27 protein-coding genes are annotated in these 25,610 nt (G+C 39.1%); 12 read left to right on the forward strand and 15 right to left on the reverse strand.

Annotated features, from left to right (window positions below; genetic code table 11):
* Positions 1-29: 29 nt before the first annotated feature.
* From ACJG85_RS02575 to ACJG85_RS02585, 3 genes are read right to left on the reverse strand one after another with little or no spacing between them, the layout of a single operon-like run.
* A complete protein-coding gene (locus ACJG85_RS02575; protein ID WP_409674999.1) occupies positions 30-890 on the reverse strand; it encodes a YicC/YloC family endoribonuclease in 861 nt (286 codons plus the stop codon).
* 59 nt (positions 891-949) lie between these two features.
* A complete protein-coding gene (locus ACJG85_RS02580) occupies positions 950-1,831 on the reverse strand; it encodes a DMT family transporter (RefSeq protein ID WP_412464763.1) in 882 nt (293 codons plus the stop codon).
* Complete coding sequence (locus ACJG85_RS02585) at positions 1,824-2,180, reverse strand: arsenate reductase family protein (protein WP_412476845.1); 357 nt, start codon at positions 2,178-2,180, stop codon at positions 1,824-1,826. Before ACJG85_RS02585 ends, ACJG85_RS02580 begins: the two co-directional genes overlap by 8 nt.
* Before the next feature lie 78 nt (positions 2,181-2,258).
* Here ACJG85_RS02585 and ACJG85_RS02590 point away from each other — a divergent pair, with 78 nt between their 5' ends.
* On the forward strand, positions 2,259-2,714 hold the full coding sequence (locus ACJG85_RS02590) for a DinB family protein (protein WP_412476846.1): 456 nt from the start codon (positions 2,259-2,261) through the stop codon (positions 2,712-2,714).
* 113 nt (positions 2,715-2,827) lie between these two features.
* On the forward strand, positions 2,828-3,970 hold the full coding sequence (locus tag ACJG85_RS02595) for a cystathionine gamma-synthase (RefSeq protein WP_412476847.1): 1,143 nt from the start codon (positions 2,828-2,830) through the stop codon (positions 3,968-3,970).
* 49 nt (positions 3,971-4,019) lie between these two features.
* On the opposite strand, the gene ACJG85_RS02600 is transcribed toward ACJG85_RS02595, so the two are convergent.
* The 7 genes from ACJG85_RS02600 to ACJG85_RS02630 all read right to left on the reverse strand — a co-directional run bounded on the left by ACJG85_RS02600 (position 4,020) and on the right by ACJG85_RS02630 (position 8,543).
* Positions 4,020-4,913, reverse strand: coding sequence for a DUF3078 domain-containing protein (locus ACJG85_RS02600; protein ID WP_409675014.1), 894 nt, complete (start codon positions 4,911-4,913; stop codon positions 4,020-4,022).
* A gap of 59 nt (positions 4,914-4,972) precedes the next feature.
* Complete coding sequence (locus ACJG85_RS02605) at positions 4,973-5,479, reverse strand: DUF2480 family protein (protein ID WP_412476848.1); 507 nt, start codon at positions 5,477-5,479, stop codon at positions 4,973-4,975.
* Between the two features lie 51 nt (positions 5,480-5,530).
* Complete coding sequence (locus tag ACJG85_RS02610) at positions 5,531-5,854, reverse strand: SUF system Fe-S cluster assembly protein (protein ID WP_412476849.1); 324 nt, start codon at positions 5,852-5,854, stop codon at positions 5,531-5,533.
* 46 nt (positions 5,855-5,900) lie between these two features.
* Positions 5,901-6,314 (reverse strand): GxxExxY protein, encoded by a 414-nt coding sequence (locus tag ACJG85_RS02615; RefSeq protein WP_412464768.1) that lies wholly within the window; start codon positions 6,312-6,314, stop codon positions 5,901-5,903.
* Positions 6,315-6,355: 41 nt separating this feature from the next.
* Positions 6,356-6,775, reverse strand: a complete 420-nt coding sequence (locus ACJG85_RS02620) for a SufE family protein (protein ID WP_409675023.1) — start codon at positions 6,773-6,775, stop codon at positions 6,356-6,358.
* On the reverse strand, positions 6,772-7,212 hold the full coding sequence (locus ACJG85_RS02625) for a hypothetical protein (protein WP_412464769.1): 441 nt from the start codon (positions 7,210-7,212) through the stop codon (positions 6,772-6,774). The genes ACJG85_RS02620 and ACJG85_RS02625 overlap by 4 nt, the downstream gene beginning before the upstream one ends.
* 116 nt (positions 7,213-7,328) lie before the next feature.
* On the reverse strand, positions 7,329-8,543 hold the full coding sequence (locus ACJG85_RS02630; RefSeq protein WP_409675029.1) for an aminotransferase class V-fold PLP-dependent enzyme: 1,215 nt from the start codon (positions 8,541-8,543) through the stop codon (positions 7,329-7,331).
* Positions 8,544-8,723: 180 nt separating this feature from the next.
* Here ACJG85_RS02630 and ACJG85_RS02635 point away from each other — a divergent pair, with 180 nt between their 5' ends.
* Positions 8,724-10,064, forward strand: a complete 1,341-nt coding sequence (locus tag ACJG85_RS02635; RefSeq protein WP_412476850.1) for a serine hydrolase domain-containing protein — start codon at positions 8,724-8,726, stop codon at positions 10,062-10,064.
* Positions 10,065-10,167: 103 nt separating this feature from the next.
* Here ACJG85_RS02635 and sufD read toward each other — a convergent pair whose 3' ends face one another.
* The 4 genes from sufD to ACJG85_RS02655 are packed head-to-tail and all read right to left on the reverse strand — an operon-like array spanning position 10,168 to position 14,077.
* Entirely contained in the window at positions 10,168-11,484 is a 1,317-nt protein-coding gene (sufD, locus tag ACJG85_RS02640; RefSeq protein WP_412476851.1) for a Fe-S cluster assembly protein SufD, read from the reverse strand.
* Positions 11,484-12,236: a Fe-S cluster assembly ATPase SufC gene (sufC, locus tag ACJG85_RS02645; RefSeq protein WP_324689565.1), complete on the reverse strand. Its 753-nt coding sequence runs from the start codon at positions 12,234-12,236 to the stop codon at positions 11,484-11,486. The genes sufD and sufC overlap by 1 nt, the downstream gene beginning before the upstream one ends.
* Positions 12,237-12,289: 53 nt before the next feature.
* On the reverse strand, positions 12,290-13,738 hold the full coding sequence (gene sufB, locus ACJG85_RS02650) for a Fe-S cluster assembly protein SufB (protein WP_409675038.1): 1,449 nt from the start codon (positions 13,736-13,738) through the stop codon (positions 12,290-12,292).
* A 9-nt stretch (positions 13,739-13,747) separates the two neighbouring features.
* Positions 13,748-14,077: a HesB/IscA family protein gene (locus ACJG85_RS02655; protein ID WP_409675041.1), complete on the reverse strand. Its 330-nt coding sequence runs from the start codon at positions 14,075-14,077 to the stop codon at positions 13,748-13,750.
* A gap of 142 nt (positions 14,078-14,219) precedes the next feature.
* Between ACJG85_RS02655 and ACJG85_RS02660 the strand changes: the two genes are divergently transcribed.
* The 9 genes from ACJG85_RS02660 to ACJG85_RS02700 all read left to right on the forward strand — a co-directional run bounded on the left by ACJG85_RS02660 (position 14,220) and on the right by ACJG85_RS02700 (position 25,162).
* Entirely contained in the window at positions 14,220-15,077 is an 858-nt protein-coding gene (locus ACJG85_RS02660; RefSeq protein ID WP_412464775.1) for an MBL fold metallo-hydrolase, read from the forward strand.
* A gap of 128 nt (positions 15,078-15,205) precedes the next feature.
* Positions 15,206-15,634, forward strand: a complete 429-nt coding sequence (locus tag ACJG85_RS02665; protein ID WP_412476852.1) for a MarR family winged helix-turn-helix transcriptional regulator — start codon at positions 15,206-15,208, stop codon at positions 15,632-15,634.
* 53 nt (positions 15,635-15,687) lie between these two features.
* Complete coding sequence (locus tag ACJG85_RS02670) at positions 15,688-18,117, forward strand: TonB-dependent receptor domain-containing protein (protein ID WP_412476853.1); 2,430 nt, start codon at positions 15,688-15,690, stop codon at positions 18,115-18,117.
* 146 nt (positions 18,118-18,263) lie between these two features.
* Complete coding sequence (locus ACJG85_RS02675; protein ID WP_412464777.1) at positions 18,264-19,841, forward strand: S8 family peptidase; 1,578 nt, start codon at positions 18,264-18,266, stop codon at positions 19,839-19,841.
* A gap of 28 nt (positions 19,842-19,869) precedes the next feature.
* Positions 19,870-21,753 (forward strand): M1 family metallopeptidase, encoded by a 1,884-nt coding sequence (locus ACJG85_RS02680; protein ID WP_412476854.1) that lies wholly within the window; start codon positions 19,870-19,872, stop codon positions 21,751-21,753.
* An 83-nt stretch (positions 21,754-21,836) separates the two neighbouring features.
* Positions 21,837-22,250 carry a hypothetical protein gene (locus tag ACJG85_RS02685; RefSeq protein ID WP_409675059.1) on the forward strand — a complete coding sequence of 138 codons (414 nt, stop codon included), beginning with the start codon at positions 21,837-21,839 and terminating at the stop codon, positions 22,248-22,250.
* 2 nt (positions 22,251-22,252) lie between these two features.
* Positions 22,253-22,627, forward strand: a complete 375-nt coding sequence (gene rnpA, locus ACJG85_RS02690; RefSeq protein WP_409675062.1) for a ribonuclease P protein component — start codon at positions 22,253-22,255, stop codon at positions 22,625-22,627.
* An 80-nt stretch (positions 22,628-22,707) separates the two neighbouring features.
* Positions 22,708-24,345 (forward strand): S41 family peptidase, encoded by a 1,638-nt coding sequence (locus ACJG85_RS02695; protein WP_409675065.1) that lies wholly within the window; start codon positions 22,708-22,710, stop codon positions 24,343-24,345.
* Position 24,346: 1 nt separating this feature from the next.
* A complete protein-coding gene (locus ACJG85_RS02700; protein WP_409675067.1) occupies positions 24,347-25,162 on the forward strand; it encodes an OmpA family protein in 816 nt (271 codons plus the stop codon).
* Here the strand turns inward: ACJG85_RS02700 and ACJG85_RS02705 are convergent, their stop codons facing one another.
* Positions 25,163-25,609 (reverse strand): GNAT family N-acetyltransferase, encoded by a 447-nt coding sequence (locus ACJG85_RS02705; RefSeq protein WP_412476855.1) that lies wholly within the window; start codon positions 25,607-25,609, stop codon positions 25,163-25,165. It lies immediately after the preceding gene.
* Position 25,610 lies beyond the last annotated feature (1 nt).

Here is a 25,610-nt window from a genome sequence, read left to right on the forward strand (position 1 = left end):
ATAGCGGTTTGCTGTAAGCTTATAGCTTTTTATAATACATTTAAAACCTGTTCCTTAATTTTTTCCAACTCATCTTTCATCATTACCACCAATTTTTGCATTTCCGCATGGTTGGATTTCGAACCCATAGTGTTGATTTCTCTGCCCATTTCCTGAGTAATGAAGCCTAATTTTCTTCCGTTGGCTTCTGTCCCGGCTAAGGTTTCTATAAAATAATTTAAGTGGTTTTCCAAACGTACCTTTTCTTCGGTGATGTCATATTTTTCGAGGTAAAAAATCAATTCTTGTTCAAAACGATTTTCATCTACATTTTCCTTTAACTCAGCCAAAGCCGTTCTCAAGCGAGTTTTAACCGTTTCTACGCGTTCAGCATCATAAGCTACAGCATTGTTCATCAAAGTTAAAATATTGGCAATGCGATGCAAAAATTCTTTCTCTAATGCCACACCTTCGTCTTTGCGAAACTGGGCAATGTTATCCAGCGCTTCATCAATAACGGTTTGAATTTGCTGCCATTCGTTTTCATCAATTTCATCGCGCTCGGTTTTTAACGCATCCGGCATTCTGACGGCCATTTTCATCAACTCGGTTTCATCGGCATTCGGAATCACCGCTTTCATTTGGTTGATATATCCTTTTACAATCGGCACATTAATTTTGGAAGATGTTTCTTCGCCGGTAACCTCAACATAAAGGGAAAAATCGATTTTGCCGCGCTCTAATCGCTGTGAAATTTGGTTGCGCAAGCCCAATTCCATTTCTCTGAAAACAGAAGGCATACGCGTATTTAAATCTAAACCTTTACTGTTAAGCGATTTGATTTCTACGGTAATTTTTTTGGTCGGTAATTGCAAAGTAGCTTTCCCGAAACCGGTCATGGATTGTATCATTCGTGCTTGTTTCTAATCACTACAAATATATTCAAAATTGAGGAGTTCGGATTTAGGAATTAGGATTTCTTCTTGGTTACGAGAAAAACGCCGACAAAAATCAAAACGGCCGACAATCCTTTAACCAAAGTCAGTTGGTCTTTGCCCAAACTCATGGCAAAAACCGTGGCAAATAGCGGTTGCAAGTAAATAAAAACGGCTACTGTAGTAGGCTTCAATTCGCGCATAGAAACCAAGTTGAGCAAATACGTCATAAACGTGGTAAAAACCACTACAAAAACTATTTCCCAAAGGATTACCGAAGGCAAAGTTGACCATTGAATCTCTTGGTATTCGCTCCAACCAAACGGAATTACCATCAGCAAACCAAAGGTATAAATCCATTTGACAAAAGTGAAGGCATTGTATTTATCCATCAGTTTTTTCACGATAATCAGGTAAAAACCATAGGACACGGCATTGATAAAAACCAACAAATTCCCCAAAGGTGCATTCGTGGCGTTGCCCATCGATTTGCCGTATAAAATCAAAAAGCCGGTGCCGAAAAGTCCGAGTAAAATCCCGATAATCTTTCGTGCTTCCATCCTTTCTTTCATCAAAATCGACGACAAAATTAACACGATAATCGGCGTAGTTACCATAATCACTGCACCGGAAATAGGCGACGTATAACTCAAGCCTTTGAAAAAAGTGAGCATGTTTAACGCTACGCCAAACAAGGCTGCCGCTATGATTCTGGGGAAATCTGCCGTCTGTATTTTTTCCTTCGGTCCGACAAAAGAAACCAACCAAAACAAAACCGTGGCGCCCAAAACACGCAGTAAAATAAATCCGTACGGTTTTACGAAAGTCGGCATCACGTCTTTGGCAATAGTAAATGAAACGCCATAGATAATTGACACAAAAGTGGCCGCCAACAAAGCCCAATTGCGCTTACTCATGCAACAAAAATTCGATGGCTTGTTGGACTACTTTCGGACTATTGCTTACAAAAATTTGGCCGTCAGCTATAATCACCGGTCGCGATAAAAAAGTGTAGTGTTCCAAGATATATCTTTTAAAATCGGCTTCCGACAACTTTTCATCTTTCAAACCCATTTCTTTGTACAAAGTCGCTCTTTTACTAAAAAGTGCTTCATAACTGCCCGCCATTTGCGCCATTTCTTCCACTTGCTTAACCGTCATCGGTTCGGTTTTTATGTCTTGTAACTGAAAAGTATCCAGCTGCGGCAAGGATTTTAATATACGTTGGCAAGTGCTACAGGTTTTCAAATGATATATTTTTCGCATGACTAAAAGTTTAACAATTCCAGCCACAAAAATACGTGGTTATGGCTTGGCAAATTCGTATTTTTATCAAAAAAAATTATGGACGCATCATTTAAAATCTGGGAAACCAACCGACACTTGTACTTGAAGCTAATCAACAATTATTCGTTGGAACAGCTCAACAAAATTCCCGATGGCTTCAGCAATAACTTAATTTGGAATTTAGGCCATATCATCGTGGCGCAACAAGGTTTGGTGTATCGCCTTTCGGGTTTGCCGGTGAACGTTTCCGAGGAAATGACCAACACTTACAAAAACGGCTCTAAGCCTACCGGAAAAACTACACAAGCAGAGGTAGATGAACTCAAAGGATTATTGATTTCCCTGATGGAACAAACCCGAGCCGATTACACCGCCGGAAAATTTCAACACTATACCGAATATACTACCGGAACCGGCTTCCACTTAGCATCGACCCAAGAGGCCATCGAATTCAACAACTACCACGAAGCCTTGCATTTAGGCTTTATGATGAATATTCGAAAGTTTATTTAGAAGCTAATCCGGCTATCCGCTCTATCTTTTTTACTTTTGCCAAAGCAAAAAAGGATGCCGCTGCTATCCGGGCTATAAAACAAAAAACTACCTTTGACAAAATTTTTATTAAAATGAAGTTTAATACCAAAGTCATACATGGTAACCAACACCATGAAGAAGTAACCGGAGCCGTAATGCCACCGGTATTTCAAACCTCTACTTACGCCCAAGTTTCTCCCGGGAAACCTGTAGGCGATTATGAATATTCTCGTGCTGCCAATCCAACCCGTCAAGCTTTAGAAGATGCTTTAGCAAGCATTGAAGGCGGTGCACGCGGTTTGGCTTTCGCTTCAGGATTAGCAGCAACCGACTGTTTGTTGCGTATGTTCAAAGCCGGTGACGAAATCATCGCTATGGACGATTTGTACGGCGGAACCTATCGCTTATTTACCCGTTTATACAACAACAGCGGTATCAAGTTCCACTTTGTGGACATGACCGATTTAGACAAACTCCAGTCGTTAATCAACGAAAACACCAAATTGGTTTGGGTAGAAACACCTACCAATCCGTTGATGAAATTGGCCGACATTGCGGAAATTGCCAAAATCACCAAAAAACACAATATCCTATTTGCAGTAGACAACACTTTTGCTACACCGTATTTGCAAAAACCCTTAGATTTAGGTGCCGATATCGTGATGCATTCCGCTACTAAATATTTGGGCGGACACAGTGATGTGATTGCCGGTGCTTTAATCATCAAAGACAAAGCATTGGGCGATGAATTGCACTTTAAACAATTTGCTACCGGTGGAACTTTAGGGCCAATGGACAGTTTCCTCGTATTGCGCGGTATCAAAACCTTGCATTTGCGTGTACAAAGACACTGTGAAAACGGGGAAAAAGTAGCCAACTTTTTGGCCAATCATCCTGAAGTGGACAAAGTATTCTATCCCGGATTACCGGATCATCCGTTCCATGCTATTGCTAAAAAACAAATGAGTGGTTTTGGCGGTATGGTGTCGTTTACTTTTAAATCGGGTAAAAAAGAAGACGCTATCGCTTTCTTAGAAAAGGTAAAAGTATTTACTTTGGCCGAATCACTTGGCGGTGTCGAATCGTTGGCGAATCATCCGGCTTTGATGACACACGCTTCGATTCCGGAAGACAAACGTAAAGAAGTAGGCATAACCGATGACTTAGTGCGTTTAAGCGTTGGAGTAGAAGACATAGAGGATTTGTTGGCCGACTTAGAACAGGCTTTCCGATAAAACAAAAAAGCGCCTAAATTCGGCGCTTTTTTTAATGCTTTTTTCTAAATTAGAAGCCATAATTAACACCAACTCCTATCACTTGGCGGGTTTGGAAACCTGAAAAGGCGTTGTCATCGTAAATCGTTTGGAACGCAAAATTAGTGGTCAAATATTTATTGACTTTCATGACAATATTCAACGTATAATCGATATCAATGTTATAAGGTTCTTCCAAATAGTTGGTGTAAGACGTGAAAATATTTTCTGCTGTTACATTCTCCATAATGTTGAACTTGTAATAAGCATTGACCGCCGCTCCAAACTCGTAACGCGAATTGGCTCCCTGCGCCACCCCGAAAGCCGGGCCAAGTTCTGTAAAGTGCTTGTGAACCATGATTACTTTAGAGGTTGCCGGTGCTACGTTAATCTTTAAATTATCATTTTTTTTCCACATCATACCGGGACCGAATTGGGTGAAAGTTGGCGAAAGGAAATGCGAAATTTTTACCGAGCTATTGGCCGGATCAAAACCCGAATCAAACTGGGTTTTAAAGTTAAAAAAGAAGGAGTAATACCATTCACCTGAGGCTTTTTTACCCAATAAAGAGTTGAATTCAAATCGGTCATCTGTTTTGCGTAAATCCTGTCCGGAGATTTTAGTTAAACCGTAATTGGCATTTAACTTATTATCCCATGTCCAAGTATCGCTTTTGTAATTGAAGTCGTATTTCAATCCCATATTCCCCGAAATACTGGTTTGTCCACCCGCCAACCAATTGTCAAAACTGGCCTGATTGGCTAAAAAAGTGAATACCCCTTTTTTCTCCCAGCCGTTTGGTTTTTCTTCCTGAATTTTAGCAATGGTTTCTTCTGTCTTTTTTAATAGTTCTTTTTCACTGACTTGAGCTTGTGCAACACAGACAATGAAAAAGGCGGCGAGAGCCAATCGAAGTGTTTTCATTTTCATACCAAAAAAATTTGCCGCAAAGGTATGATTACTTGCGGCAATTTCAAATGATTCTATTTCCCTTTTTTGTACAACGGAACGGCCGAACAAGCCTCGCCGTACATGATACTTTTAGCAAAAGGTTGGAGTTGCTGAACGGCCATAATGTAAGCACTTTCAGGCACAGGTTTTTTGGAACAACCTTTTATAATTACCGGTTTATCCAGATATACAGCATAATCCAAAGTTGGTAAAATTTCCCGATACAAAGCGGTATTCAAATCGGCTATAGTACCTAAGACCACTTTTTTTGCGAAGGGTGTTAAATAGGTGGTGACTAAAATGGTAGCCCAAGCCGGCACTATGGCATCGGTGGAGCAATGTATGGCCACAAAATGATTTTGGTATTGCGACCAATCGTGATTTTTTAACGCTTCCCTAAAGTCTTTTTCCTTCAGTAAAAAACCTTCCAACAACCATTGTGCAAGGTCAATTTGCGTGCGAGTGCCAACAGGATAATAATCTTCCAAATCGAATACCTCGAGGGCGGAGTTGGCTACTCTGTTGATGATTTCGTCCATTTCTATTTACAATTGCAGTCGCAGTGTTTGAACCCTGAGACTGAAAGCTTTTTACAACATTCCTAATTCTAATTTAGCTTCTTCACTCATTAAATCTTTGCTCCATGGCGGATCGAAAGTGATTTCCACTTCGCAGGATTTTACGGCTTCGATTTTGGTGATGTTTTCTTCCACTTCGCGAGGTAAAGTCTCGGCTACAGGACAGTTCGGCGATGTTAAAGTCATCAATACTTTCACCTCGTTGTCTTCGTTAATCATTACATCGTAAATTAGCCCTAATTCGTAAATATCTACCGGGATTTCGGGATCGTAAATGCCTTTGAGTACTTTGACTACGTTTTCGCCTAAATTGATATCGTCTTTAAATTCTTCCATATTAATTTTTCTTTTTACCATTTAAGGCATGTAAGTTCATTTAAGTTTATTCTTCTAATTCTCTGTACAACTCGTTTACATAGGTTTTTTGTCCTTCTTTATAAATATTTGTCACATTAAAATTAATCATTAAACCCATCGGGATTTTTAAAAGTTTCATATAAGTCAATAATTGAGCTTCATGAATTGGTAATATTTTCTCAACTGATTTTATTTCTACAAGAAGACAATTTTCAACAAACAAATCACATCTCAAATTAGCATCTATTTCAAGTCCTTTATAGCTTATTGGAATTATTAGTTCAGTCTTATAATTAAAATCCTTAATTGACAATTCTTTTTCAAGACATTTATGATATATACTTTCTAATAATCCCGGTCCAAGGTTTTTATGAACTTCTATGGCGGCACCATTCACATGATAAACTAAATCTCTTAAATATGTTTTTGTCAATTTCATTCAAAGTTCTTAAATGATCTTAAATGCCTTATATGGTCTAATCAATTCCTTGTGCTGAATGCCAAAGCATACATCTTCAGTTTTTTAATCATTGACACCAAACCATTGGCTCGTGTGGGTGACAAATGTTCTTTGAGTCCGATTTCGTCTATAAAATCGGTATTCGCGTCTAAAATAGCCGAAGCTTTTTGATTGGAAAAAGCGCGAATTAAAATAGCGATAATCCCTTTGGTTAAAATAGCATCACTGTCGGCTGTAAAAACCACTTTATCGCCTTGTAGTTCGGCATGAACCCAAACTTTAGATTGACAGCCTTGGATGATATTGTCTTCGGTTTTGTATTGTTCTTCGATTAGAGGCAATGATTTCCCTAATTCGATGATGTACTCGTAGCGCTGCATCCAGTCGTCAAACATGGAAAATTCGTCTACGATTTCGTCTTGTATTTCTTTAATGCTCATTCTTCTTTTTCTTTGGCCAAAGCTACAATTTTATTGACTAACTTTTCTATTTCAGCCGGCGGATGACCATGATCAAAATCGGTAGTTTCATAGTCTTGGTCTTGGTATCTGATTTTCAAATTGGCAATCGCTGCGCCGTCGTAAAATCGCTTTTGGGTTGGATCTTTTAATTTTGGAATTTCATCCAAATTAATTTTACCGAAAGCCTTTACCAATTCCGCCCAATCGGCATCGGAGATGTTAATTTCTTCGGGTGACTTTGTCCCATTCCGGTCTCTTGAAACGGTTAACTTTTGATTCCTAATGACCACTTGTTGATAAAATCCTCTACTGCTGGCCGTGTACTGAATGGTAGTGTTGGTCAACTCGTTTTGGGCTTCGTTGGTACAGCTTTTCGAGAGGAAAAGGGTTAAAAAAAGCAGTGTTATTGTTTTCATAGTTTTGTTGTTTAGCCCGGATGGCAGCGGCATCCTTTTTTAGTTTGTCATACTGAGCTTGTCGAAGTACAAACTAAAAAAGATACAGCGGATAGCCGGAAATAGCTCCTAAAAATTTAACTCAACATCATTTTAGCCTTTTTAACAGCCTCGACCATGGCATCAATTTCTTCCTTGGTGTTGTAAAAAGCGAAACTCGCTCTAATCGTGCCCGGAATCTTGAAATAATCCATGATAGGTTGGGCGCAATGATGTCCGGTGCGCACCGCTATTCCTAACTTATCGATAATTGTGCCAATGTCGTATGGATGTATGCCTTCGATGTTAAACGAAATTACGGAAGTTTTTTGTTCCGCCGTTCCGTAAATTTTTAAACCGTTTATGGCCGACAATTTTTCGGTGGCGTATGCCAACAATTCATGTTCGTATTGGGCGATATGGTCAAATCCGATGCTGTTTAAATAATCTACTGCGGTTCCCAAAACAATACCTCCGGCTATGTTGGGCGTTCCGGCTTCAAACTTGTGTGGCAAATCGGCATAAGTGGTCTTTTCGAAGCTTACGGTGGCTATCATTTCGCCTCCGCCTTGATACGGTGGTAGTTTTCGAAGCCAATCTTCTTTCCCGTAAAGAATTCCGATTCCGGTTGGCCCGCAAATTTTATGACCGGAAAACACGTAGAAATCACAATCCAAATCTTGCACATCAGGTTTTAAATGCGGAGTAGCTTGCGCGCCGTCGATTAAAATGGCAGCTCCGACTTGGTGTGCTTTGGCAATCATTTCCTTGATAGGGTTAATGGTACCTAAAGCGTTTGAAATATGATTTACGGTTACGATTTTAGTTTTGTCCGAAAGCAATTTGTCGTATTCCGACTGTATCAATTCGCCTTTTTCATTCATGGGAATGACTTTAAGCGTGGCGCCGGTTCTTTCACAAAGCATTTGCCAAGGTACAATATTGCTATGGTGTTCCAAAGCCGAAACCAATACTTCATCGCCAACTTTTAACAGCGAAGCAAAACCATTAGCAACAGCGTTGATACCATGAGTAGTTCCGGAAGTAAAAATCACTTCATGCGCATGTTTGGCGTTAATGTGTTTTTGGATTTTGCCCCGAGAGACTTCGTAGGCATCGGTAGCCAATTGACTTAGTGTATGGACGCCGCGGTGAATGTTAGCGTTGATTTCTTGGTAATATTGGGCAATCGCATCAATCACTACTTGTGGCTTTTGCGAGGTGGCGCCGTTGTCAAAATAAACGAGCGGTTTACCGTTTACTTTTTGAGAAAGTATCGGGAAATCGGCTCTGATTTTTTGGAGGTCTAACATGGTATTATTTAGAAAAATTCTAAATACAAAAGTAGTTAAAATGAGTTGGTTATTTGCTAAACAAATATTAATATTTTGTGATAGTAAACCCTATAAGTTGTATAAGAAAACAGTAGCTTAAATGAACTTTCATGACTTATATGGCTCAAATTTTATAAATTGCTGGAAAAATCATTTGCCATGAAAAAATTTCTGAAAGTTTTTGCTGTTTTGTTGCTGCTTGTATTGGTTTATTTGCGCATCGAAATTTATCCGCAATTGGACATCATCACCGGGTTTTCGGCTAAAAGTGTAGCTTCCGGACATTTTATTGATGGCCGAACTTTGGAAACCATTCAACAAGGTGACAACGACATTGACAAAGTGGATTGGGCTACCAATACGATAGATGAAAATGAAAAAAGTGTCTTATCGAAAGTATACGGATTAAAAGCACGCAAAGCCATTTACCGCGAAGGATTAGGCGCCACGTTAATCAACGACGATTTTGATGTTACTAAGCCATACAACGTTCCGAAACGAAATTTATCCGAAAGCCATTTGCCTTATCCTTATGGAAACGGCAATCCGGTAGATACCAGTTTTGCCGAATTAGATGCGTTCCAATTGCAAAAAACTGTAGAAGAAGCCTTTGACAAAGAGGGCGAAAAGAGCAAAAGAACACGCGCCGTAGTAGTATTGTACAAAGGCCGTTTGGTGGCTGAGAAATACGGTCCCGGATTTAGAGCAACTTCTAAAATTTTGGGTTGGTCGATGACCAAAAGTTTGACGGCGACTTACTTTGGCATACTGCAAAAACAAGGGAAGATCGATATTACTAAACCGGCTCCGATTGCCGCTTGGAAAAACGACGAGCGCGCTAAAATTACGATTAACGATTTGCTGCACATGAATTCGGGCTTGGAATGGGATGAAGATTACGGTAAGATTTCCGATGTGACCAAAATGTTGTTTACGGCTGAAGACATGACTCTATCGCAAATTGACAAACCTTTGGTGGGCAAACCGAATGCTTCGTGGAATTACTCGTCGGGCACTACGAATTTATTATCGGGTATATTGCGTCAGCAATTCAAAACACACCAGGAATATTTGGATTTTTGGTACAGCAGTTTGTTGGATAAAATCGGAATGGACTCGGCTTTAGTGGAAGTTGACATGGCCGGAAACTTTGTAGGTTCATCCTACGGTTGGGCTACGGCGCGCGATTGGGCTAAGTTTGGCTTGTTGTATTTAAACCAAGGCAATTGGAACGGAGAACAAATTTTTGACCCGAGTTGGGCAAAATATGTGGCCACACCAACCAACACTTCTAACGGGCAATACGGCGCGCAATTTTGGTTAAATGCCGGCGGAAAATTTCCGGATGTGCCAAGGGATATGTTTTATTGCAGCGGTTACCAAGGACAAATGGTAGCTATTTTCCCGAGTCACGACTTGGTAGTAGTTCGCATGGGGTTGAGCGAAGCATTTGATTTTAATGGGTTTTTGAGAGATATTATTTTATCTATAAAGAAATAATTTAAACGTAAAGAACGCAAAGTTAAAAAAGAGAAAGGGCGCAAAGTGTAATTAACAACTTTTGCGCCCTTTGTGTATTTCTTAGCGAACTTTGCGGTTAAAACTACAAATCAAACCCTAAGTTCACGCCTAATTTCGTGGCGATAATTTTAGTGATTCTTTGTTTTAATTCCGGGATTTTGATGCTTTCGATGACCTCATTAGAGAAGGCGTACATGAGCAATGCTTTGGCTTCTTTCTTAGGAATGCCGCGTTGTTGCATATAAAACATAGCCGTTTCGTCTAACTGCCCGATGGTACAACCGTGGGAACATTTTACGTCGTCGGCAAAAATTTCCAATTGCGGTTTTGCGTTAATTGTGGCTTTATCGCCCAACAAAATATTGTTGTTTTGTTGGAAAGCATCGGTTTTTTGCGCTTCTTTTTCCACGTAAATTTTACCATTGAAAACACCGGTGGCGCTATCGGCCAAAATGGTTTTGTAGTTCTGGTGGCTTTCGCAATTTGGCGTGGCGTGATGCACTAAAGTGTAATGGTCAACGTGTTGCTTGTCGCCTATGATGGTAATGCCTTTTAGCGTAGAATCGATTCTTTCGCCAAAATGGTAGAAGTTCAAGTTATTTCTGGTGATATTGCCTCCAAAGGAAAACGTATGTACGGAAACACGACTTTCTTGCTTTTGGGAAATATAAGTGTTGTCAATTAGGTTCGCGGATTGTAAATCGTTTTGGATTTTGTAGTAATCTACGATGGCGCGTTTTTGGGCAAAAATCTCGGTTACTGCATTCGTCAGCACCGGGTTTTCGTTTAAGCTTTGGTGTCTTTCAATGATTTGGACATGGGCATTTTCGCCTACGATAACCAAATTTCGGGGTTGCAACATCAACGCATTTTCTTTTCCGGTAGAGAAGTAAATGATTTCGATGGGTTTTTCGACTACTTTACTTTTCGGAATGTTGATGTAAGCACCTTCATTGGCGAAAGCCGTATTCAAACTGGTCAAACTTTCGTCTTTGCTGGCAATTTTGTTGAAATACTCGTCGATTACCATTTTGTATTTAGGCTTGTTCAAGGCAGATGACATCAAACAAACATCTAAACCTTCATGGGTTGTGGCCGATAAAAAAGAACTGTATTTCCCATCGATGAAGATTACTTTGTAAGTGTCAATTTCGTGAAGAAAATATTTCTTTACCTCAGCAAATTCAATAGAGTTTTCGTGTTTTGGAAAAACCGTAAAATCGTTTTTTAACACCGAATTTAACGAAGTGTATTTCCAAGCTTCCTCTTTTTTAGTGGGGAAACCTTTGTGTTCAAAGTTTTTTATAGCGGCTGTCCGAATGTCATGCAAATCCGAATGAACATCGATTTGTTCTTCGAAAGCCATAAAAGACGAGATGAGTTTTTCCTTCAATTCCATTATACTTCCTGTTCTTGTTTAATCCAATCGTATCCTTTTTCCTCTAGTTCCAACGCTAGGTCGGCGCCACCGGTTTTTACAATTTTACCGTCCATTAAAACGTGTACAAAATCAGGTACTATGTAATCTAACAAACGTTGGTAGTGCGTTATAACCAATACCGCGTTGTTTTCGTTTTTTAATTTATTAACGCCGTTAGCTACAATTCTCAAAGCATCAATATCTAATCCTGAATCGGTTTCGTCGAGGATGGCTAATTTTGGCTCTAACATGGCCATTTGGAAGATTTCATTACGCTTCTTTTCACCGCCCGAGAAACCTTCGTTTAGCGAACGTGATAAAAACTTGCGGTCCATTTCCAGCAATTCCGATTTTTCGCGGATGAGTTTCAGCATTTCGTTGGCCGGCATTTCCTCTTGATTGTTGGCTTTTCTTTTTTCATTGATGGCCGTTTTGATAAAGTTGGTCACCGAAACACCCGGAATTTCTACCGGATATTGGAACGACAAGAAAACACCTTTGTGTGCTCTTTCTTCCGGAGCTAACTCGGAAATGTCTTCGCCTTCCAAGAGGATTTCTCCTTCGGATACTTCGTAATTTTCGTTACCGGCAATGATAGAAGAAAGCGTACTTTTTCCGGCACCGTTGGGTCCCATAATGGCGTGTACTTCTCCGGCTTTAATTTCCAAATTAATGCCTTTTAATATGTCTTTATCTTCAACAGAAGCGTGTAGATTGCTAATTTTTAACATTTTATACTTTTATTTTAAAACCATTCACAAGGAATGTACGTTCATTTAAGTTTTTATCCAACAGAACCTTCGAGTGAAATCTCTAATAATTTTTGCGCTTCTACGGCAAATTCCATTGGCAGTTTGTTCAAGACGTCTTTACTGAAACCGTTTACAATTAACGCGATGGCTTTCTCGGTTGGAATACCGCGTTGGTTGCAATAAAACACTTGGTCTTCTCCGATTTTGGAAGTAGTGGCTTCGTGTTCTATTTTGGCAGTAGTGTTTTTACTTTCGATGTAGGGAAACGTGTGTGCGCCGCAATTGTTCCCCATTAACAACGAGTCACATTGGGAAAAATTACGAGCATTTTCGGCACGAGCACCTATTTGCACCAAACCGCGGTAACTGTTTTGTGATTTTCCGGCCGAGATTCCTTTGGAGATGATAGTCGATTTGGTGTTTTTGCCCAAATGGATCATTTTAGTTCCGGTATCGGCTTGTTGGAAGTTATTGGTTACGGCAATCGAGTAAAATTCGCCTATCGAATTATCGCCTTTTAACACACATGAAGGATATTTCCAAGTTACGGCAGAACCGGTTTCTACTTGTGTCCAAGAGATTTTGGCATTTTTCTCGCACAAGCCTCTTTTGGTTACAAAATTATATACACCGCCTTTGCCTTCTTTGTTTCCGGGATACCAGTTTTGAACGGTGGAATATTTGATTTCGGCATCGTCTAAAGCAATCAATTCTACCACCGCTGCGTGCAATTGGTTTTCGTCTCGACTTGGCGCTGTACAGCCTTCTAAGTAAGAAACATAACTGCCTTCATCGGCAATGACTAAAGTTCTTTCGAACTGTCCGGTTCCGGCTTGGTTGATGCGGAAATAAGTGGACAATTCCATCGGGCAACGAACGCCTTTAGGTATGTAGCAAAAACTACCATCAGAGAAAACAGCTGAATTAAGCGCAGCATAGAAATTGTCTTTTTGCGGCACTACTGTTCCTAAATATTTTTGAACCAATTCCGGATGCTCTTTAATAGCTTCGGAAATACTCATAAAAATGATGCCTTTTTCCGCCAATGTCTTTTTGAAAGTTGTAGCCACCGAAACCGAATCGACCACGATATCCATGGCGATATTATTCATTTTTTTCTGCTCATCGATAGAAATACCCAACTTTTTATACATCGCTAAAAGTTCCGGATCTACATCGTCTAAAGTTTTATTCGGGTCTGCTTTTTTGGGAGCCGAATAATACGAAATGGCTTGAAAATCGGGTTTTTCGTAATGTACATTGGCCCATTCCGGTTCCGTCATTTCCTGCCAAGCTCTGAAGGCTTCTATACGCCAATCGGTCATCCATTGCGGCTCTCCTTTTTTCTGAGAAATGGCACGAACAATATCTTCGTTCAGACCAATGGGGAAAGTCTCCGACTCTAACTCAGTGTAAAATCCGTATTCGTATTCTTTGGTTTCGAGTTCGACTTTTAAGTCGTCTTCCGTATATTTTGCCATGATAGTATTCTATAATGAGAATGATTCTCCGCAACCACAAGTTCGGCTTGCATTGGGATTATTAAAAACAAAGCCTTTACCGTTCAATCCTCCGGAAAACTCTAAAATAGTTCCGGCTAAGTACAAGAACGATTTTTTTTCAACGGCTATCTTTACATTATTGTCCTCGAAAACTTTGTCGTTTTCGCCTATTGCTTTGTCAAATTTTAATTCATAAGACAAACCCGAACAACCCCCGCTTTTTACGCCTACTCGAACGTAATCTTGGGTCGCATCAAAACCGTCCTCCTTCATCATCTCAACGATTTTTTTACTTGCTGTATCCGAAACTTTAATCATGCTTATTTTGATTTTGTCTAAATTAATGTGCAAATTTAAGACAAATATCTGTTTTTACTACTATTAGTAACATTTTTATAACTAATGTTGGAATAGAAAAAAATGATTTTTTATTCTATAAATTTGCGAGAAAGATCAAACCATGAAAATATACCCTATAGAAGCCGGAAATTTTAAGTTGGATGGCGGCGCCATGTTTGGCGTAGTCCCTAAAACCATTTGGAGCAAAACCAATCCTGCCGACAACAACAATTTAATTGATATTGCTGCCCGATGTATGCTGATAGAAGACGGCAACCGTTTGATTTTAATCGATACCGGTATGGGCAACAAACAGTCGGAGAAGTTTTTCGGGTATTATTCACTTTGGGGCGATTTTACTTTGGACGGCTCTTTAGCCCAATACGGTTTTCACCGCGATGATATTACAGATGTTTTTATGACGCATTTGCATTTTGACCATTGCGGCGGCAGTGTGAATTGGAATGCGGCCAAAACCGGTTATGAAGTGGCTTTTAAAAACGCCAAGTTTTGGACCAACGACAATCACTGGGAATGGGCAACCAAGCCCAATGCAAGAGAAAAAGCATCTTTTCTCTCAGAAAACATTTTGCCAATGCAAGAAAGCGGTCAACTGTATTTTATCCAAAGACCGGAAAGCGATTTCGGGTTTTCGGAAGAATTGGGATTCGGGATTTTTTATGTTGACGGTCACACCGAAAAAATGATGATTCCACACATTCAGTACCAAGACAAGACCATTGTTTTTTGTGCCGATTTGATTCCGACTGCAGGACATTTACCTTTACCTTACGTAATGGGTTACGATACCCGACCACTTTTGACTATGCCTGAAAAAGCCAAGTTTTTAAACGCCGCAGCGGAAAACAATTTTTATTTATGGTTGGAACACGATGCACACAACCCAATCATTACGGTGGAAAACACCGAAAAAGGCGTACGATTGAAAGAAGTGTTTTCGTGTGAATCCCTTTTGTAAGCACTCCAAATTCTAATTTATGTGATTTTCCAGCAAAAAGTAAGCATTGCTAATTTTGTGTTAATTTTTATTTGATATATCAAATATTGATAAATCATTTATACTTTTGTTCTCTAAACAATGCCCTTATGGAAAAGTTAGACGACATCATTTTCTACAAAATAGACAAAGCCATTCGTTCATACCGTATGTTTGCTCAAAAACAGCTCAAAGCTTCGGGCTATAAAATCTCTGTAGATCAGTGGTTAGTAATCAAAGCTATTTTAGAAAATCCCGGAATGCCTCAACAAAAAATTGCCAACTTAATTTTTAAAGACAATGCTTCGGTAACAAGAATCATAGAAATTTTGGTTCAATTAGGCTATTTGAGTCGAAATATTAATGAAACCGACCGAAGAAAAACCAATTTAGAAGTTACCGAAGAAGGAAAACAAATTATCCAAAACGTTCAAAGTTTGATACATCAAAACCGTCAAGTGGCACTAAATGGCATCAGCGAAACAGCCTTACAAAACATGAATCAAACCTTAACTAAAATTATAGAAAATTGTCCTTAGCAATGTAATCAATACAATCATCAATCAAATCATCAATCAAAACGAACGGTAACATGAAATCAATCCTAATTTTCATTGGGCTTATATGGCTCAATGGTCATCAATCAGCGTTTGCCCAAAACGAGAAAATCTCCATTACAGGGCAACTCAAAAAAACAACAACTATTTCCCCTGAAAATCTTTTGGTTTATCTGTATGCCAAAGAAAACGAACAGTTAATCAAAACTGAGGCCGCAGACCAATCGGGGAAATTTTTTTTTGAAAATATTCAGCCCGGAACCTATTATGTAACCGTCGAAGAAAACGGTAAAGTCCTTCACAACAGCGCTTCGTTCAACGCAACTTCTAATTACACAATTCCAGAAATTGAACTGGCTAATCCTTCAGAAAACTTAAAAGAAGTGGTCCTCACCAAGTCGAAAAAATTCATTGAACGACAAGACGGAAAGATGGTTATGAATGTGGACAGCGCCATTGGTTCTTCGGGCAGTACAGCCTTCGAACTCTTAGAAAAAGCACCGAGTGTAGCCATCGACAATAACGACAACATCAGCCTGAGAGGCAAATCGGGCATACAAATTCAAATTGACGGAAAACCAACGCAAATGTCTGGTTCCAACTTAGCGGATTACCTTCGCGGTATTCCGGCAGAAAGCATTGATAAAATTGAATTCATTACTAATCCGGGATCAAAATACGATGCAGCCGGAACAGCCATCATCAACATCAAAATGAAAAAAAGCAAACGAAAAGGCACCAACGGCAGCATTTCGTTATCCAACGGTTTCGGCAAGTATTTCAAAAACGGCAATAATGTTTCTTTGAATCATCGTACAGAAAAATGGACTGTCTTCGGGAACTACGGCTTTGCCTATCGGGAAGGTTTTAACGATTTAAAATTAGACCGCAAATTTTACGAAGACAACGTATTCACAGGTGCCTACGATCAAAATAATTTTTTGAAAATGCAATTGAAAAACCATACCGGACGATTTGGGGTTGACTATTTGGCCAATGAAAAACACTCGTTTAGCCTTTTGGCCAACGTGGTGAACAACAAATTTAATCCAACAGGTAGCAATATATCGGATGTATACGATAATACTAATACTTTCACCTCGAGCTTTGAAACCAAAAACAAAGCCAAAAACCAATGGGAAAATTATGCCGTCAACTTGAACCATAAAGTCAAAATCGACTCTCTTGGAACCGAACTCATCTCCGATTTTGATTGGGCGAATTACGGCAACCGAAATAATCAGGATTTCACCACACGTTATTATGATTTAGACGGTGTAGAATTCCAAAATCCATATATCTTAGAAGGAAACATTAAAGGCGAATTGAATATAATCGGGCTTAAAACCGATTTTACAACTACTTTTAGAAACAAAATCAAATTGGAATCCGGATTAAAATCGACTTATGTCAAATCGGACAACGAACTTACTTTTTACGACTGGAGCTCGGGCAATCCGGTGTTGGATGAAACCAAAAGCAATCATTTTATCTACAAAGAAAACATTAATGCAGCCTATTTAATTGCTTCCAAAGAATTTGGAAAATGGAAAACCAATTTGGGATTGCGTGTTGAAAACACCAACATCGACGGAGAGCAACGCGTGGGTGATCAATCGTTTAAAAACAGTTATACCCAACTTTTTCCAAGTGCCTTTTTTAGTTATACCTTAAGCGAAAAACATAGCCTGGAATTCAATTACAGTCGTAGAATAACCAGACCAAGTTACGATCAATTGAATCCGTTTAAATTCTTCTTAGATCCGACAACTTACGAAGAAGGAAATCCGTATTTGAGTCCGCAAACCACTAATTCATTAGAGTTGACGCATGTACTAAATAAAAAGGTCTATACCACACTAAGCTATTCACAAACGGCTAACAACATCACCCAAGTGATCATGCCGTCTGAAGACAACAACCAAGCCACCGTTCAAACCAATAAAAATTTGAATACCGTAACCACTTGGGGTTTGAATGCGATAATTCCGTTTGAAATTACAAAGTGGTGGACCAACAATAACGCATTGAACTTTAACTTGAATTCTTTCTCAGGAAATGTTTCCGGGACGGCCTTGAACAGCCAAAGCAATTTTGCCTACGATTTTAACACCACCCACAACTTTAAATTCGGAAACGGTTTTTCCGGGGAACTTATAGCCAATTACAGGAGCAGTCAGTTATATGCCTTCCTGGACTTGAAACCGGTTTGGTTTTTGAACTTGGGTGTACAGAAAAAATTTGAGAAAGCCACTTTGCGTTTGGCGGTAAACGACTTGTTCTTCACCAACAAAATCAGAGCTTCCAATACTTTTACCAATTACACCGAAAGGTTTGCAGTGTCTCGCGATTCAAGAAATGTCATGCTGACTTTTAGCTATAATTTCGGAAACGGAAATTCACAACCCCGACGAAGCGGAGGTGCGGAAGATATCAAACAAAGAGCCGGAAACGGAAACGGTTAAAATCAAATTCATTTCCGGCACTGAAGCTCCGAAAAAGATTATCTTTCCGGAGCTTTTGTTATTTATCCCTAAAATATTGTTAATCCGATTAACAAATGCCACAAAAGAAATTATTTTTATAACCTACTTATCAAAATCATTTTACAATGAAAATATTATTGTATTCCGTTTTTTCGCTGTTCGTTTTAACTGTAACAGCTCAAGAAGCCCAACCGGTTCCCTTTAAAAAAACACCTTTAACCGAAGAGCAACAACAACGTTGGAGTCATCTCGATTTAGAAAAAGACTCCATTCCGGGGATGAGTGTAGACAAAGCATATTCAGAACTTTTAAAAGGAAAGAAGGGCGCTAAAGTTGTTGTGGGTGTTATCGATTCGGGGGTTGATATTAGTCATCCTGATTTAAAATCGGTCATCTGGACTAACAAAAAAGAAATTCCGAACAATAAAAAAGACGATGATAACAACGGTTATGTGGATGATGTTCACGGATGGAACTTCTTGGGCGATTCCAATAACGAAACCTTAGAATTGGTTCGTTACTTGCGAAAAGGCGATGATGGCAGCGAGCTGTACAAAAAAGCCCAAAAAGAATATGAAAAAGAATACAATGAAGTGTTTCCATACAAAGAAACAGTCGATTTGTTAGCAGATGCCGACAAAACCATACGCGAGTATTTGAAGAAAGACAATTACACTAAAGAAGATCTCAATAACATTGCTTCGGTTAAGTACGAATTGTTTAAAAGCAAAAAAATCATGTTGATGTATGCTGAGGATACGGGTGAAAATTTCCGTGAGAGCTTAGAAGAATTCAAAGAGTATGTATACGACAAGTTAAACTACAATTTGAACAAAGAATTCGACGGAAGAAAACCGGTTGGCGATAATCCTGAAGACATTAAAGATAAAAAATACGGTAACAATGTAGTGTATTCCAAAGAGCGAAAAGACTCCTCTCACGGCACACACGTTGCCGGGATTATTGCTCAAGAAAGAGGCAACAAAATTGGCGGTGATGGTGTGGCTACCAATGTAACTATCATGCCGATTCGTGCCGTGCCTAACGGAGACGAATACGACAAAGACATTGCTTTGGCCATACGATATGCCGTTGATAATGGCGCCAAAGTCATCAACGGAAGTTTCGGTAAAGATTACTCTCCGCACAAAGAATGGGTTTGGGACGCCATGAAATACGCCGAAAGCAAAGATGTATTGATTGTTTTGGCTGCGGGCAATGACGGTAAAAATGTAGATGTAGAACCCAACTACCCCGAAGATACACCCGATAAAAAAACCGAATTGGTGAATAATGTAATTAAAGTTGGAGCCATCAATTACAACTATGGCGAAGGCGTGGTAGCCGATTTTTCAAATTACGGTGCTACAAATGTGGACGTTTTTGCCCCAGGCGTAAAAATTTATGCCACCATCCCGAACGGTAAATACAAATATGAACAAGGCACTTCTATGGCATCGCCTAACGTGGCAGGTGTAGCCGCCTTGATTCGTTCCTATTACCCGAATTTGAAAGCGAGTCAAGTAAAACAAATCATTATGCAATCGGGAGTAATTTTGGATATGGAAGTAAAAGTAGGCGAAGAAGCATTGAAAATACCTTTTCAACAAACCTGTGTTTCCGGCAAAATAGTCAATGCTTATAATGCGCTGAAAATGGCCGAGGAATTGTCTAACCAGCTCAAAAAAGAACCAAAACTTTAACCAATCTTACAACCATACTGTAGAAACCATGATTAAAAAAATTTTCATTCCAATAGTTTTGTTAGTCGGCACCAATGCCTTGGGACAGCCCAAAGGTTATTGGCAACAACGAGCAGATTACAAAATGGAAGTAACTATGGATGTTAAATCCTATCAATATTCCGGTAAACAAGAATTGCTCTACACGAACAATTCCAACGATACTTTGAAACGCGTTTACTATCATTTGTACAATAACGCTTTTCAACCAGGCAGCGAAATGGATGCGCGACTTCAATCTATCCCGGATCCTGACGGTCGTATGGTAACGAAAGTTAAAAATACAGACGGAAAAGAAACCAACAAAAGCAGAATTGCAGCCTTAAAGCCGGATGAAATTGGTTTTCTTAAAATTTCTAACTTTAAACAAGACGGTGTTGAAGCTAAAGCTCGGGAAGTGGGAACCATTTTAGAGGTTGATTTGGCCCAACCGCTTTTACCGGGAAAAACCACTTTATTGACCTTAGATTTTAACGGACAAGTACCGGTACAAATCAGACGTTCAGGTAGAAATAACAAAGAAGGTGTTGCTCTTTCTATGGCGCAATGGTATCCCAAAATGGCCGAATTTGATTTCGAAGGTTGGCATGCCGATCCGTATATCGCCCGTGAGTTTCACGGTGTTTGGGGGAATTATGATGTGAAAATCACCATCGATAAAAATTATGTGTTAGGCGGTACCGGTTATTTGCAAAACAAAAACGAAATCGGACATGGCTATGCCGATGAAGGCGTGACCGTTACCATTCCGAAGAAACAAAAAACCTTAACTTGGCACTTTTTAGCGCCCAATGTACACGATTTTACCTGGGCAGCCGACAAAGATTACTTGCATGACAAACTACTAACCGACGAAGGAGTGACTTTGCACTTTTTATACAAAAACAATCCGAAAATTATTGATACTTGGAAAAAAGCGCAAAAATACACCGCAGAAATCCTGACGTTCTACAATAAGATGGTTGGAAAGTATCCGTATGAGCAATACTCGGTGATACAAGGCGGCGACGGTGGTATGGAATATGCCATGTGTACCTTGGTTTTGGGCGAAGGCGAACTCAACGGTTTTATAGGCTTAATTGCCCATGAATTCGGTCACTCATGGTTTCAACACGTATTGGCGAGTAACGAAAGTAAACACGGTTGGATGGATGAAGGCTTTACCTCGTTTATTGAAGATACCGTGATGAATCAGTTTGCAGAGAAAAAAGCAACCAATCCTTATGCCGGCGCTTACAAAGGCTATGTTGATATGGTGAAATCCGGCAAAGAACAACCGTTGTCTACGCATGCAGATCGTTTCGATTTGAACCGATGCTACAGCATTTCTTCTTACAGCAAAGGAGAAATCTTTTTAAGCCAATTGATTTACCTCATCGGAGAAGAAAACCTTAGGCAAACTTTACGCCGTTATTACGAAGAATTCAAATTCAAACACCCAACACCAAACGATATCAAACGTACGGCAGAACGTGTTTCGGGCGCTAATTTAGATTGGTATTTAACCGATTGGACGCAAACCACCAATACTATCGATTATGGAATTTCTGCAGTAGTTGACAATGATACCAATGCCACACAAACAAAGATAACTTTAGAGCGAATCGGAAGAATGCCTATGCCGATAGACCTTTTGGTGGAATACAACGACGGCAGTAAAGAAAGTTTTTACATTCCTTTGCGCATGATGAGTTTTGAAAAAGAAAATCCTACACCCAACATCAAGCGAACTGTACTATCCGATTGGGCTTGGGCTTTCCAAAATTATAGTTTTACCTTGTCAAAACCTAAAAACAGCATCAAACAAATCAGTATTGATCCAAGCGGTTTGATGGCCGATGTAAAAAAAGAAAACAATACTTTTGTCCAGTAGTGGATAAAGGATTAAAAGCGTCTGTTGCCGGACGCTTTTTTTATGGAATAGAATTTGTAGATTTACCGCAAATATTGATCACCATGAAACACTTAAAAATCCTAATTGTTTTGTTGACCTTTGGCTTAAGCATTCCTAAAACCGAAGCGCAACCCATTCGATTTAAAAGCAGCAGTGTTAGTTTTACCGACAAAAATAACGACGGAAGCTGGAACGAATGGTCGGAATTTGTGAAAGCCAACGTTTTAATTACGCTCGACGCCAAAAAAGATTTGATTGTCATCAACTCCAATGAAGTGCAATCTTTCAAGATAAAAGCTTACGGTGAAATCGAAGACAATGAAGAAGTCAATATCGTTCCTTTTGAGTGTGTTGACAATAAGTTTTCTAAGTGCAATATTCTCATCATCACTAAGAAAAAAGAAAACAATCGTATGCAAATTTACATCAACTATAATGAAGTTAAATTTGTTTACAACATCTACAATCAAAGCTAAAAATGGATAATGCTTATCCTAAAGATGAAAAACTCAAGAACAAAAAAATCATAGATTTACTTTTTACAGAAGGCAAATCTGTGGGCCAATATCCTTTGCGATTGGTTTATGTTCCATTTGATTTTGAAGAAGATGTACCGCTCAAAATGGGCGTTTCTGTTTCCAAAAAGTATTTCAAAAAAGCCGTAGATCGCAATTATTTTAAAAGAGTATTGCGCGAGTGTTACCGATTGAATAAATCGCAACTGACCAAGCATTTAACCCAAAAATATTGTTTTATGTTTTTTTACCAATCGGCGGAAAAATTATCCTATCGGGAAATTGACCTTAAGACCAAACAACTGTTTGAAAAATTTGGTAAAAGTGTGCAACAATAAAAAATTGTTAACCCTCAACTGAATCCGCTTCATTAGAAGTAATTTAGTATATTCGTTAACTTGATAAACCGTTTATGATTATGTTTTCAAAATTCAAAAAAAGATATATTATCCCTTCCCTCTTGGCTGTTTTCCTTTTTATCGGAGTCAGTTTTAAAGATGATTTTTTCGAAATTTCGAAGCAAATCGAAATCTTCACCACTTTATTCAAAACGGTCAACCAAAATTATGTAGACGAAACCAATCCGTCGGAATTGATGGACAAAGCCATCAAAAGCATGTTGGCCGATTTGGATCCGTACACAAACTATTTCAACGAACAAGACGTCATCAAGTTTAAAATCAACAACACCGGAGAATACACCGGCATTGGCGCCATGATTACTCGTAAAGAAGACAAACTCATCATCAAAGAGCCTTATAAAGGATTTCCGGCCGACAAAGCGGGTTTAAAAGCAGGAGACGAAATTATTCAAATCGGTGATGTGCTTTTGTCTGATTTTAAAGACGATGCTTCCCAACTTTTAAAAGGTGCCAAAAATACCAAAATTGAAATCAAATATTTACGCCAAGGAAAACCGCAAATCACACAATTGGTCCTGGACGAAGTGGAAGTAAAAGCCGTTCCTTTCTATGGTAAAATTGACGACAAAACCGGCTATATTGTTTTGTCACAATTCAACAAAAAAGCCTCTTCCGAAACCCGTGATGCTTTGGAAAAACTCAAAGCCGATGGTGCCAAACAAATCATCTTAGACTTAAGAGGCAATCCGGGTGGATTATTAAACGAAGCCGTAAACATTTGTAACCTATTTGTACCCAAAGGCGAAATCATTGTAACCACTAAATCCAAAAACGAAAAATACAATAACACTTATAAAACCACTCGCGAACCGGTAGATACCGAAATTCCGATTGTGGTTATTGTAGATGGAAAAAGTGCTTCGGCTTCGGAAATTGTTTCCGGAGCTTTACAAGATTTAGACCGCGCAGTGATAGTAGGCAGCCGCAGTTTTGGAAAAGGATTAGTGCAACGTCCGATTGACATGACTTACGGCACACAGGTAAAAGTGACTATATCTCGTTATTACACGCCTTCAGGCAGATGCATTCAGGCGCTGAACTACAATAAAAAAGACAAAGACGGTAAGGCCACACGCACTGACGAAAAGAATTATAATGCTTTCAAAACCCGAAAAGGCAGACCGGTTTATGATGGTGGTGGTGTTTTGCCGGATGTGGAAATTGAAGAAACCAAAACCAGCAGCATAGCCGAAGCCTTGCAAAAAAACGACGGTATCTTTAACTATGCCACTTACTACTACTACAAAAATCCAAATTTAGGTGAAAAAATTCCAACCTTAACCGATGCTGATTTTGCCGATTTCAAAGCTTTTTTGAAACGTGAAAAAATCGAGTTCAACACCGAATCGGAGGTAGCTTTGAAAGCCCTTTTGGAAAAAGCAAAAAAAGAGAATATTGATTCGGCTATTGCCACAGAATACCAACAATTATTGACCGCTTTGCAAAAAAGCGAACAAGTGATGATTGATAAAAATCAGAAGGAAATCAAAAATTTGATTTTGGATGAAATCATCAAACGCTACCAATACAAAGAAGGATTGTACCAATATTACGCCAAAAACAATCTGGAAATTAAAAGAGCCGTAGCCTTATTGAATAATATTGCCGAATACCATAAAATTTTAAAAATCTAAAATGAAGAAGCTGTTACAATATTTGCCTTTACTATTTATTGGCTTTTTAAACGCTCAGGAAGAAGTAGTGCATTCGGTGTATTTTGAATTTGACAAATTTGCTTTGAATGACGCTCAAGCAAAAGACGTGGTTGAGTTTATAAAAAAAACCGATTCCACGCGAATTGAATCCATTCAAATTTTCGGCTATACTGATGACATTGGTAAAGAAGCATACAACTTTAAATTATCGACTAAGCGCGCGGCAGCCATTCAGAATAAATTTATCGAAAGCGGCATTAAAAGCAAAATTATAGTAACCATTGAAGGCAAAGGCCGTATTTTGATAGACGACGACATTGTAGAAAATTTACCCGAAAAGCGTTCTAAAAATCGTCGGGTTGATGTGGTGTTAAATTTGAAGCCCCTTCCCAAAATTGACATTCCGGGTTTTTACAATACCATTCAGAAAAACCATATTGTTGGCGACCACGTTTATCTCGACAATGTATTGTTTGAGCGCGGTAGCAGCAAACTGACTTTCAAATCGAAAACCGAATTAGATAAAATTGCCAAGCTATTGCACAAGTACAAAAACCTACAGTTTGAAATTCAGGGACATGTTTGTTGTACACCTCCATATCAAAAAGAAGCCATAGACAAAGACACTAAAAAAAGACAATTGTCTACCAACAGAGCCCAAAGCGTTTATAAGTATCTTATTTTTAAAAAAATACCAAAAAACCGAATGACTTTTAAAGGTTACGGCAATACCGTTCCGTTGGGTAAAGGTGCCGAATACGACCGAAGAGTTGAAATTGTAATCACTAAAGTATAGTTAGGATTTCTTCATTCGAATGTGCGGAATATCGTCTTCCAAATAAGTTTCACTAATGGGAACAAATCCGTGACTTTCATAAAAATGCTTAAGGTACAATTGAGCCGAGATGGTAATTTCGGTTGTTTGAAAATGTTTCTCAACAAGCTGAATGGCTTCACGCATTAAAATATGCCCCAATTTTTTGCTCCGGGATATTTCTTTAACCACTACTCTCCCAATGGAAGCCTCTTCAAAATAATCTTTCGGTTTGAACAAGCGAGCATAAGCCACAATTTCGCCGTTGTCTTCGCCAATCAAATGCAATGCTTTCTCGTCTTTGCCATCAATGTCTTGATAAACGCAATTTTGCTCCACCACAAACACTTCTAAGCGCAACTGAAGTAATTTGTATAGCTCGGCCACAGAAAGCGCCTCAAATCGCTTTATTTTCCACTGTAGGTTCATA

The organism is Flavobacterium mekongense (genome assembly GCF_047038255.1).
GTDB lineage: Bacteria > Bacteroidota > Bacteroidia > Flavobacteriales > Flavobacteriaceae > Flavobacterium > Flavobacterium mekongense.

Bases quoted from the DNA above. Each gene is read 5' to 3' on its own strand.
- ACJG85_RS02575 (WP_409674999.1), bottom strand. From the start codon at position 890: ATGATACAATCCATGACCGGTTTCGGGAAAGCTACTTTGCAATTACCG.
- ACJG85_RS02580 (WP_412464763.1), bottom strand. From the start codon at position 1,831: ATGAGTAAGCGCAATTGGGCTTTGTTGGCGGCCACTTTTGTGTCAATT.
- ACJG85_RS02585 (WP_412476845.1), bottom strand. From the start codon at position 2,180: ATGCGAAAAATATATCATTTGAAAACCTGTAGCACTTGCCAACGTATA.
- ACJG85_RS02590 (WP_412476846.1), top strand. From the start codon at position 2,259: ATGGACGCATCATTTAAAATCTGGGAAACCAACCGACACTTGTACTTG.
- ACJG85_RS02595 (WP_412476847.1), top strand. From the start codon at position 2,828: ATGAAGTTTAATACCAAAGTCATACATGGTAACCAACACCATGAAGAA.
- ACJG85_RS02600 (WP_409675014.1), bottom strand. From the start codon at position 4,913: ATGAAAACACTTCGATTGGCTCTCGCCGCCTTTTTCATTGTCTGTGTT.
- ACJG85_RS02605 (WP_412476848.1), bottom strand. From the start codon at position 5,479: ATGGACGAAATCATCAACAGAGTAGCCAACTCCGCCCTCGAGGTATTC.
- ACJG85_RS02610 (WP_412476849.1), bottom strand. From the start codon at position 5,854: ATGGAAGAATTTAAAGACGATATCAATTTAGGCGAAAACGTAGTCAAA.
- ACJG85_RS02615 (WP_412464768.1), bottom strand. From the start codon at position 6,314: ATGAAATTGACAAAAACATATTTAAGAGATTTAGTTTATCATGTGAAT.
- ACJG85_RS02620 (WP_409675023.1), bottom strand. From the start codon at position 6,775: ATGAGCATTAAAGAAATACAAGACGAAATCGTAGACGAATTTTCCATG.
- ACJG85_RS02625 (WP_412464769.1), bottom strand. From the start codon at position 7,212: ATGAAAACAATAACACTGCTTTTTTTAACCCTTTTCCTCTCGAAAAGC.
- ACJG85_RS02630 (WP_409675029.1), bottom strand. From the start codon at position 8,543: ATGTTAGACCTCCAAAAAATCAGAGCCGATTTCCCGATACTTTCTCAA.
- ACJG85_RS02635 (WP_412476850.1), top strand. From the start codon at position 8,724: ATGAAAAAATTTCTGAAAGTTTTTGCTGTTTTGTTGCTGCTTGTATTG.
- sufD (WP_412476851.1), bottom strand. From the start codon at position 11,484: ATGGAATTGAAGGAAAAACTCATCTCGTCTTTTATGGCTTTCGAAGAA.
- sufC (WP_324689565.1), bottom strand. From the start codon at position 12,236: ATGTTAAAAATTAGCAATCTACACGCTTCTGTTGAAGATAAAGACATA.
- sufB (WP_409675038.1), bottom strand. From the start codon at position 13,738: ATGGCAAAATATACGGAAGACGACTTAAAAGTCGAACTCGAAACCAAA.
- ACJG85_RS02655 (WP_409675041.1), bottom strand. From the start codon at position 14,077: ATGATTAAAGTTTCGGATACAGCAAGTAAAAAAATCGTTGAGATGATG.
- ACJG85_RS02660 (WP_412464775.1), top strand. From the start codon at position 14,220: ATGAAAATATACCCTATAGAAGCCGGAAATTTTAAGTTGGATGGCGGC.
- ACJG85_RS02665 (WP_412476852.1), top strand. From the start codon at position 15,206: ATGGAAAAGTTAGACGACATCATTTTCTACAAAATAGACAAAGCCATT.
- ACJG85_RS02670 (WP_412476853.1), top strand. From the start codon at position 15,688: ATGAAATCAATCCTAATTTTCATTGGGCTTATATGGCTCAATGGTCAT.
- ACJG85_RS02675 (WP_412464777.1), top strand. From the start codon at position 18,264: ATGAAAATATTATTGTATTCCGTTTTTTCGCTGTTCGTTTTAACTGTA.
- ACJG85_RS02680 (WP_412476854.1), top strand. From the start codon at position 19,870: ATGATTAAAAAAATTTTCATTCCAATAGTTTTGTTAGTCGGCACCAAT.
- ACJG85_RS02685 (WP_409675059.1), top strand. From the start codon at position 21,837: ATGAAACACTTAAAAATCCTAATTGTTTTGTTGACCTTTGGCTTAAGC.
- rnpA (WP_409675062.1), top strand. From the start codon at position 22,253: ATGGATAATGCTTATCCTAAAGATGAAAAACTCAAGAACAAAAAAATC.
- ACJG85_RS02695 (WP_409675065.1), top strand. From the start codon at position 22,708: ATGTTTTCAAAATTCAAAAAAAGATATATTATCCCTTCCCTCTTGGCT.
- ACJG85_RS02700 (WP_409675067.1), top strand. From the start codon at position 24,347: ATGAAGAAGCTGTTACAATATTTGCCTTTACTATTTATTGGCTTTTTA.
- ACJG85_RS02705 (WP_412476855.1), bottom strand. From the start codon at position 25,609: ATGAACCTACAGTGGAAAATAAAGCGATTTGAGGCGCTTTCTGTGGCC.